Genomic DNA, 7,282 nt, shown 5'->3' on the forward strand with positions numbered 1-7,282 from the left:
AACAGATCCGGCAATTTCAGGTGCCTCGGCACCGGATGCCGGGCAAAACCCGGCCGATGTCATGTCATTGCCGCAGTGCCGGTTCCCTCCACGAAACCTGCACCTCCTCCGGGAAAGCAGAGTGCCAGAGGAGACTTTAGCGCGCAAGTTGCTTTCGAGCGGAAAGCCATTCTTCTCGATAAAAATGCATACTATAAAATCGGAAAATTTGCAGATTTTTGCATTTTTCACACGAAATTGACTCATCTTGATTGAAATAGATATATCGATGTATACATTTCGAAGGCATGAAGGAGTACCGAAGGGAGCGCTGGAATGGCTTTGTTGAATTTCACCGGCAAGTCGAGGGAACGCACTTCGGAGCCGGAATTCGCAGACATGATCGAGGCTTGGTCGATCGAGGTGATGCCGCGCACGGCCGCCAAGATCGATGACTTTCGCGCCCTCCTGCCGACCGGGACCCGCGTCTATATCGCTCACCTCGACGGCACCCCGATCGAGGATATGGTAGCGACGGCAAGGCGGCTAAACGGACAGGGATTTCCGGTCATGCCGCATCTCCCGGCCCGCAGTATTCCTGATATCAGCACATTGGCGGACTGGCTGGAACGCTATCGCGGCGAAGCCGATGTCCGTCAGGCTCTCCTGCTCGGCGGCGGCAGGGCCGCGCCTGCAGGCGATTTTCACAGTTCCATGCAGTTGATCGAGACCGGGCTTTTCGACCACCACGGCTACACGCATCTGCATTTTGCCGGTCATCCGGAAGGCAGCCGTGATGTCGATCCGGACGGATCAACCGCCCTGGCCGATCGGGCACTGCGCTGGAAGCAGGATCTCGCCTCGCGAACCGATGCGAAGCTTGCCATAGCCACCCAGTTCGCCTTCGACCCGCAGCCCATCATCGACTGGGCGGAGCGCATCCAGGCAGCCGGCGTCACCATGCCCATCCATGTCGGCATTGCCGGCCCTGCCAAATTGCAGACGCTGATCAAATACGCCATTTCCTGCGGCATCGGCCCCTCGATGGAGGTACTGCAGAAACGCGCCATGGACATGAGCAAGCTGCTCTTACCCTATGAGCCAACCGACCTCGTCGCGGCCTTTGCCGATTACAAGGCAAGAAAGCCGGAAAGCCTCATCAGTCAGCTGCACATCTTCCCGCTCGGCGGCATCCAGGTGGCCACCAATTGGATGAACAAACACCGTTCCTTCGCAACACCTGTCGCGCTACCCTGAGATGGTCCGGCTGCGGGCCTTCAGGGAGAACCATGCCGACGCCCACCCTTCCGAATATCAGACATATCAGGCTGTTCATTGCCTGCGCCGAAACCGGTTCGCTGACGTCGGCCGCGGCCATGCTCGGCATCACCCAACCCGCCGCATCCCAGGCCTTGCGGCGATTGGAACAGCTTCTGGACGTCGCCCTCGTCGAACGCGACGGCATGGCATTGACAGTGGAAGGCAAGATCGCCTTGCAGCGGTTCCGCCGCCTCTGCGATCTCATCCGTCAGGCCTGTACTCAGGTCGCAAAAGCAGCGATCGGCATCGTCGAAACCCGTCTGGCATGGCCCCACCTGCGCGCCATCACGGGTTTTGCCGAACATGGCAGCTTCAGTGCAGTGGCCCGCATGCTGGATCAATCCGAACCGGCCGTGCAGCGCGCCGCCCGCGAGGCCGAAGCCGTTATGGGCATTCCCCTCTTTGAAAACTCCGGCCGCAATGTCCGGCTGACGGCCGCAGGACTCTCCGCAGCCCGTTGGTTCAGTCTGACGCTCGCAGAATTCGACAGTCTGCGCGACGAACTCCTGGAGGCCCGCAACCACTATGCCGGCCGAATTTCCATCGGCACTCTGCCGCTGACCCGCACCTTCCTTGTGCCCGATGTGATCGCCCTTCTCGCCAATCGCCATCCGCTCGCACGCTTCGAAATCGTGGAGGGCAGCTATGAGGTACTGATCGACGATCTCGAGCGCGGGCGCATCGATATTCTCGTCGGCGCGCTGCGCAGGAGCCTTGTTTCGAAAACCTTGCATCAGGAACCGCTGTTCGATTTCGAACTCAGCATCGTCGGACGCGCCGACCATCCGCTGAAGCAACGTCGAGAAATCACCCCGGACGATCTCTCGGACTATCCCTGGGTCGTTGCCCGCCGCGATACGCCGTCGCGCGAGACGTTCAACACCATGGCCGCGACCTTTCCGGCGGACAAACCAGCCCGCCAGAGCGTGGAGACCGGCTCGCTCAACGCGATCAGGGGCGTGCTCCTGAGGTCCGATCACCTTGCCCTGCTCTCCCGTCATCAGATCCGCTATGAGCTGGAAGCAGGTTTCCTCGCAGCGATGGATTATCCGCTCCCGGGTTCCCGCCGCCCCGTCGGCATCACCCTGCGCCGCCACTGGCTGCCGACCGCCCTTCAGGCGGAATTTCTGGGTTTGCTGCGGGAACATTCGGCAGGACTGAACTAGCCGTTCTGTCTCACGATTGCGCGAGCAGCCACCATCGCCTCGGAATATGCGATAATGGTTCTTTCGCCGGGGGCGGCAAACATCGATACTTCCATGGAGTTCTTCCAATGCCTTTACGCTGCGCCATTCTCGATGATTACCAGCACGTGGCGCTGTCCATGGCCGACTGGAGTGGCATCGAGGCGAAAATCGCCATCGATCGTTTCGACGACCATATCGCCGACACGGATGCGCTCATCGCCCGGCTGGCGGATTACGACATTATCATCGCCATGCGGGAACGCACAGTCTTCGACGCCGAACGCCTCGGACGGCTGCCGAAGCTGAAACTGCTGATCACGACCGGCATGGCCAATGCCTCGATCGACATGACTGCTGCTGCCCGCCTCGGCATCACGGTTGCCGGCACGCGCGGTTTCGTCGGCTCGGCCGCCGAACTCACCTGGGCGCTGCTKATGGCGATGGTTCGCCATATCCCCTCGGAAGTCGCCAATTTCCGCGCAGCGCAAGATCCGTGGCAGATCTCCGTCGGACGCGACCTTCGGGGACTGACGCTCGGCGTCGTCGGCCTTGGCAAGCTCGGCCAGCAGGTCGCTACCTATGGCCGCGCCTTCGGCATGAACGTCATCGGCTGGTCGCGCTCCAATACGCCGGAGAAGAGCGCCGAACTCGGGATCGGCTATGCCGCTTCGGTCGAAGAGCTGCTGCCTGCCGCCGATATCGTCACGCTGCATCTCACCCTGAATGCGGAAACCAAAGGCATTATCGGCAAGCGCGAACTCGGCCGCCTGAAGCGTGACGCCATTCTTCTCAACACCTCCCGTGGACCGCTCGTCGATGAGCAGGCGCTGATCGAGGCTCTGGAAAGTGGCCACCTCGGCGGCGCCGGCCTTGACGTGTTCGATCAAGAACCTMTGCCCGCAAACCATGCCTTTCGGCGGCTCGCCAATGTCGTGGCAACCCCGCATCTTGGCTACGTGACGGAGGAAACCTATCGCATCTTCTACCGCGATGCCCTCGAGGATATTGCCGCCTGCATCGACGGAAAACCGGTCCGGGTTCTTAATGCTCCGAGGTAGAGCAGGAACGACTGCTTACACATCGCCTCGCAGGCGAGCGCCGCCGTCGAGCCGGCGACGGCACTTTTTGAACTCGGAGGCTCCCCGCTTTGCCGCAGAGAGCCATGTTGGTCAGACGGGTGCACGCGGATCATGCCGCGCAAGACGCCGCAGCAGATAGTCGACCTCGGCGCGCGCCGTGGCGCTGAGCGCGCCTCCGGGCTTGCGCTGCGCATCCGAGGTGATGACGCCTCGACGCATGAGAACATGCTTGCGGACGGCAAGACCGATGCCGAGCTGCTGCTCATAACGGATCAGCGGCAGATGCGCGTCAAAGAGATCATGTGCCTCGTCACGCTTGCCGGCGGCAAAGAGGCCGACCAGTTCGGCCAGCATGTCCGGGAAGCCATAGCCGGTCATGGCGCCGTCTGCGCCGCGCTCCGGCTCGAAATCAAGGAACATACCGCCATTGCCGCAGAGGATCGAGAAGGGACGAAGCTCGCCGGCCTTCTGCATGGCGCGCAGCTTCGAGATCTTCTCCAATCCTGGCCAGTCCTCGTGCTTGAGCATAAGACATGAAGGGTGATCGGAGATGATCTTGGCAATGACGCCGGCCGACATGACGACCGTCAGCGTCAGCGGATAATCCTGCAGCACCCAAGGAACGTCTGTGCCGACGGCTTCGACGGCCTGCGCGAAATACTGGACGATCTGCTCGTCGGTGCGAAGCGCCGGCGTCGGAGCAATCATCACGCCGGCAGCCCCCATATCCATCGCATCGCGAGCAAGCGAACGCATCGCCGCAAGGCCGGGTGCGGAGACACCGACAATGACCGGCACTCTGGAACGGCCGACCACCTGGCGAATGATTGCCCGCGATTCCGCAGGCTCCAGCTTGGGTGCCTCGCCCATGATGCCRAGGATCGTCATGCCGGTGACGCCACTATCCTGATAGAAGTCGGTCAGCCGATCGATCGACGGCGCATCGATTGTGCCGTCCGGCAGGAACGGCGTGGTTGCGATCGCATAGACGCCTTTTGCGTCAATTCCGAAGCTCATTGTGCATCCTTCCACGCCTGATAGCGCGCCTTTGTTTCCGCATTCATGGGATAGAGACCGGGAAGCGGCACGCCCCGGTCGATTTCGGTCATGATCCAGCCTTCCATGCGCTCCTGCTCCGGCGCTTCGGCAAGCACCGCATCCAGCAGGGCCGCCGGGATGAGCACTGCGCCATCCTTGTCGGCAACGACGATATCGCCGGGGAAAACCGCAACGCCGCCGCAGGCGATCGGCTGCTGCCAGCCGACGAATGTCAGCCCGGCGACGGAAGGCGGAGCCGCCATGCCGTCGCACCACACAGGCAGGCCGCTTCCGAGCACGCCTTCCAGATCGCGCACCACACCATCGCTGACCAGGGCCGCGACCTTGCGCTTCATCATCCGGGCACAGAGGATATCGCCGAAGATGCCGGCATCCTGCACGCCCATGGCATCGACCACGGCGATGCATCCTTCCGGCATATCCTCGATCGCCGCCCGCGTGGAGATCGGCGAAGCCCAGCTTTCGGGCGTTGCCAGATCCTCACGCGCCGGTACGAAACGCAGCGTGAAGGCTGGGCCGACCACCCGCTCCTGGCCCGGCCTCAGCGGCTTTGTGCCGCGCATCCAGACATTCCTGAGCCCCTTTTTAAGAAGCACGGTTGTCAGAGTCGCCGTGGAAACGCCCTTCAGGGTTTCGATAACCACTGAATCGAGAGACATGGATGCACCTCATATGCTCTGGATGAGGCCGCCGTCGATACGGATGACGGAGCCGGTAATATAGGATGCGCGCGGGCTGGCGAGAAAAGCAACCGTGTCTCCATATTCCTCCGGACGGCCGTAACGCCCGACGGGAATGGCGGCTGTGCTCTCCGCCGTCACCTCTTCCACCGGCCGGTTTTCGCGCTTCGCCTTCTGCTCGTCGAGGAAAGTAATGCGGCCGGTCGCGATGCGCCCCGGCAGCACGATATTGGCGGTAATCCCATCGCGGCCGATCTCGCGTGCAAGTGTCTTCGACCAGCCGACCAGCGCCAGGCGAAGGCTGTTGGAAATGCCGAGATTGGCGATCGGCGCCACGACGCCTGACGACGTGGAGGTGATGATCCGACCCCAGCCGCGTTCTTTCATGCCGGGCAACACGGCGTCCGTCACGGCAATCACCGAACGCACCATCATGTCGAAATATTTCGACCAGGTCTCCGCCGACTGACCGGAGGCCAGTGTCGGCGGTGGCCCACCCGTATTGTTGACGAGAATATCGACGGGTCCGAAAGTCTCCGCAATCACAGCCAGCCTCGCCTCGATGACGGAGAGATCGGCGATGTTCCAGCTGATCGCCAGCGCCTTTCCTCCCGCAGACACAATACCCTCCGCCGTCTTTGCAGCGGCGGCGTCATCGATATCGGCTACGGCGACGCGAACGCCCTCCGAAACCAGCGAGCGGGCAATTGCACCACCCAGTCCACCACCCGCGCCGAACACCAGCGCGGTCTTTCCGTCCAATCGCATATCCAAGGCAGATACTCCGGTTTCGCCGGCATTATGGCGATCGCGACAAGAAGAAAAATCTCGCTTTCCCTGGTTTCAGAAGATAGAAAATCTATTCTTATGGAAACGCGCTTTCTCGACACATTCCTGCTCGTTGCCGAGCTTGGATCACTGGCCGAAGCCTCCCGCCGCCTCGGCATTACGCCTGCCGCGGTCGCCCAGCGCATGCAGGCGTTGGAAGACGATGTCGGTGTGCCGTTGTTGACCCGTGTCGGACGCCGCGTCCGCCCGACCGACACCGGCCACGCCATCATCGAAAAGAGCCGTACGATCCTTGCCGAGGTCCGCGATCTGCGCAGCCTMGCCAATGCCGACCTGCCCTMCGGGGAGCTTCGCCTTGGTGCCATCACCACTGCGCTGACCGGGCTGCTGCCAGCGGCTCTCCATGAGGTCTTCGCCAGCATGCCGCATGTCGAGGTCTTTCTGCTACCCGGACCCTCCACTGATCTCTATCAGCGGCTGATGGACAGGGATATCGACGCGGCGATCCTCGTAAAGCCACCTTTTTCGATACCGAAAACATTGGAATGGGAGCTTCTGCGGGCTGAACGTCTGGTTCTTGTGGCCCCCGCCGATTGCCGGGGCGAGAACCCGCACCAACTCCTGAAGACACGGCCCTTCATCCGCTACGACCGAAACAACTGGGGCGGACGTCTTGCCGACGAATATCTTCAGAAACAAGGCTTGAAACCCGCCGAGCGTCTGGAACTCGATTCCCTCGAAGCGATCTCGGTCATGGTCGCCAATGGGCTTGGCATCTCGCTCGTGCCGGACTGGGCAAGACCCTGGCCCGAAGGCCTCAACATCGCCGTCCTCGAACTGCCCGTCCCCTTCCCACCGCGAGAGGTCGGGATGCTTTGGCCACGCAGTTCCCCGTCGCGCCGGCTGACCCGCATCGTACTCGATGCGCTCAAACGCTCGCAGACCGCTATCTAGCGCTAAGCGTCCCGCGCAAAAGTATGCAGCGGTTTTGCGATCACGCMATGCGAAAATAAAAGCCTAAAGCGCGGCAAGCGAACCTGAAAGATCGCGACGCGCTTTAGGCTCCAGACTCAATCAGGCCCACCAAATGACGATGKCGGCGATGTAGCAAGTTGCCGCGAAGTTGAGCATGAGCTTGTCATATCGAGTTGCGACACGCCTCCAGTCCTTGAGGCGACAGAAAGCACGT

Annotated in this window: 7 protein-coding genes and 1 pseudogene; 4 read left to right on the forward strand and 4 right to left on the reverse strand. The window is 61.5% G+C overall.

Going from position 1 to position 7,282, the window contains the following annotated elements; translation table 11 throughout:
- Positions 1–315: 315 nt before the first annotated feature.
- The 3 genes from AC1DNW_RS32185 to AC1DNW_RS32195 all read left to right on the forward strand — a co-directional run bounded on the left by AC1DNW_RS32185 (position 316) and on the right by AC1DNW_RS32195 (position 3,544).
- Positions 316–1,236, forward strand: a complete 921-nt coding sequence (locus tag AC1DNW_RS32185) for a methylenetetrahydrofolate reductase (RefSeq protein WP_477855451.1) — start codon at positions 316–318, stop codon at positions 1,234–1,236.
- A 32-nt stretch (positions 1,237–1,268) separates the two neighbouring features.
- A complete protein-coding gene (locus AC1DNW_RS32190) occupies positions 1,269–2,465 on the forward strand; it encodes a LysR family transcriptional regulator (RefSeq protein WP_113311184.1) in 1,197 nt (398 codons plus the stop codon).
- A gap of 107 nt (positions 2,466–2,572) precedes the next feature.
- Positions 2,573–3,544 carry a D-2-hydroxyacid dehydrogenase family protein gene (locus tag AC1DNW_RS32195; RefSeq protein ID WP_477855452.1) on the forward strand — a complete coding sequence of 324 codons (972 nt, stop codon included), beginning with the start codon at positions 2,573–2,575 and terminating at the stop codon, positions 3,542–3,544.
- Positions 3,545–3,655: 111 nt separating this feature from the next.
- Here AC1DNW_RS32195 and AC1DNW_RS32200 read toward each other — a convergent pair whose 3' ends face one another.
- Genes AC1DNW_RS32200 through AC1DNW_RS32210 form a run of 3 tightly spaced genes read right to left on the reverse strand, consistent with a single transcriptional unit; the run spans position 3,656 to position 6,078 of the window.
- Positions 3,656–4,582, reverse strand: coding sequence for a dihydrodipicolinate synthase family protein (locus tag AC1DNW_RS32200; RefSeq protein WP_113311183.1), 927 nt, complete (start codon positions 4,580–4,582; stop codon positions 3,656–3,658).
- Entirely contained in the window at positions 4,579–5,283 is a 705-nt protein-coding gene (locus AC1DNW_RS32205; protein WP_113311182.1) for a ribonuclease activity regulator RraA, read from the reverse strand. Before AC1DNW_RS32205 ends, AC1DNW_RS32200 begins: the two co-directional genes overlap by 4 nt.
- 9 nt (positions 5,284–5,292) lie before the next feature.
- On the reverse strand, positions 5,293–6,078 hold the full coding sequence (locus tag AC1DNW_RS32210) for an SDR family oxidoreductase (RefSeq protein WP_162748607.1): 786 nt from the start codon (positions 6,076–6,078) through the stop codon (positions 5,293–5,295).
- A 93-nt stretch (positions 6,079–6,171) separates the two neighbouring features.
- On the opposite strand from AC1DNW_RS32210, the gene AC1DNW_RS32215 reads away from it, so the two are divergent.
- The gene (locus tag AC1DNW_RS32215) at positions 6,172–7,047 is read left to right on the forward strand and encodes a LysR family transcriptional regulator (RefSeq protein WP_477855453.1); all 876 of its coding nucleotides are present in this window, start codon (positions 6,172–6,174) and stop codon (positions 7,045–7,047) included.
- 120 nt (positions 7,048–7,167) lie between these two features.
- On the opposite strand, the pseudogene AC1DNW_RS32220 reads toward AC1DNW_RS32215, so the two are convergent.
- Positions 7,168–7,282: pseudogene (locus tag AC1DNW_RS32220) on the reverse strand (IS5/IS1182 family transposase); the annotation flags it as partial.

This window comes from Rhizobium sp. 05L429, from assembly GCF_056397645.1.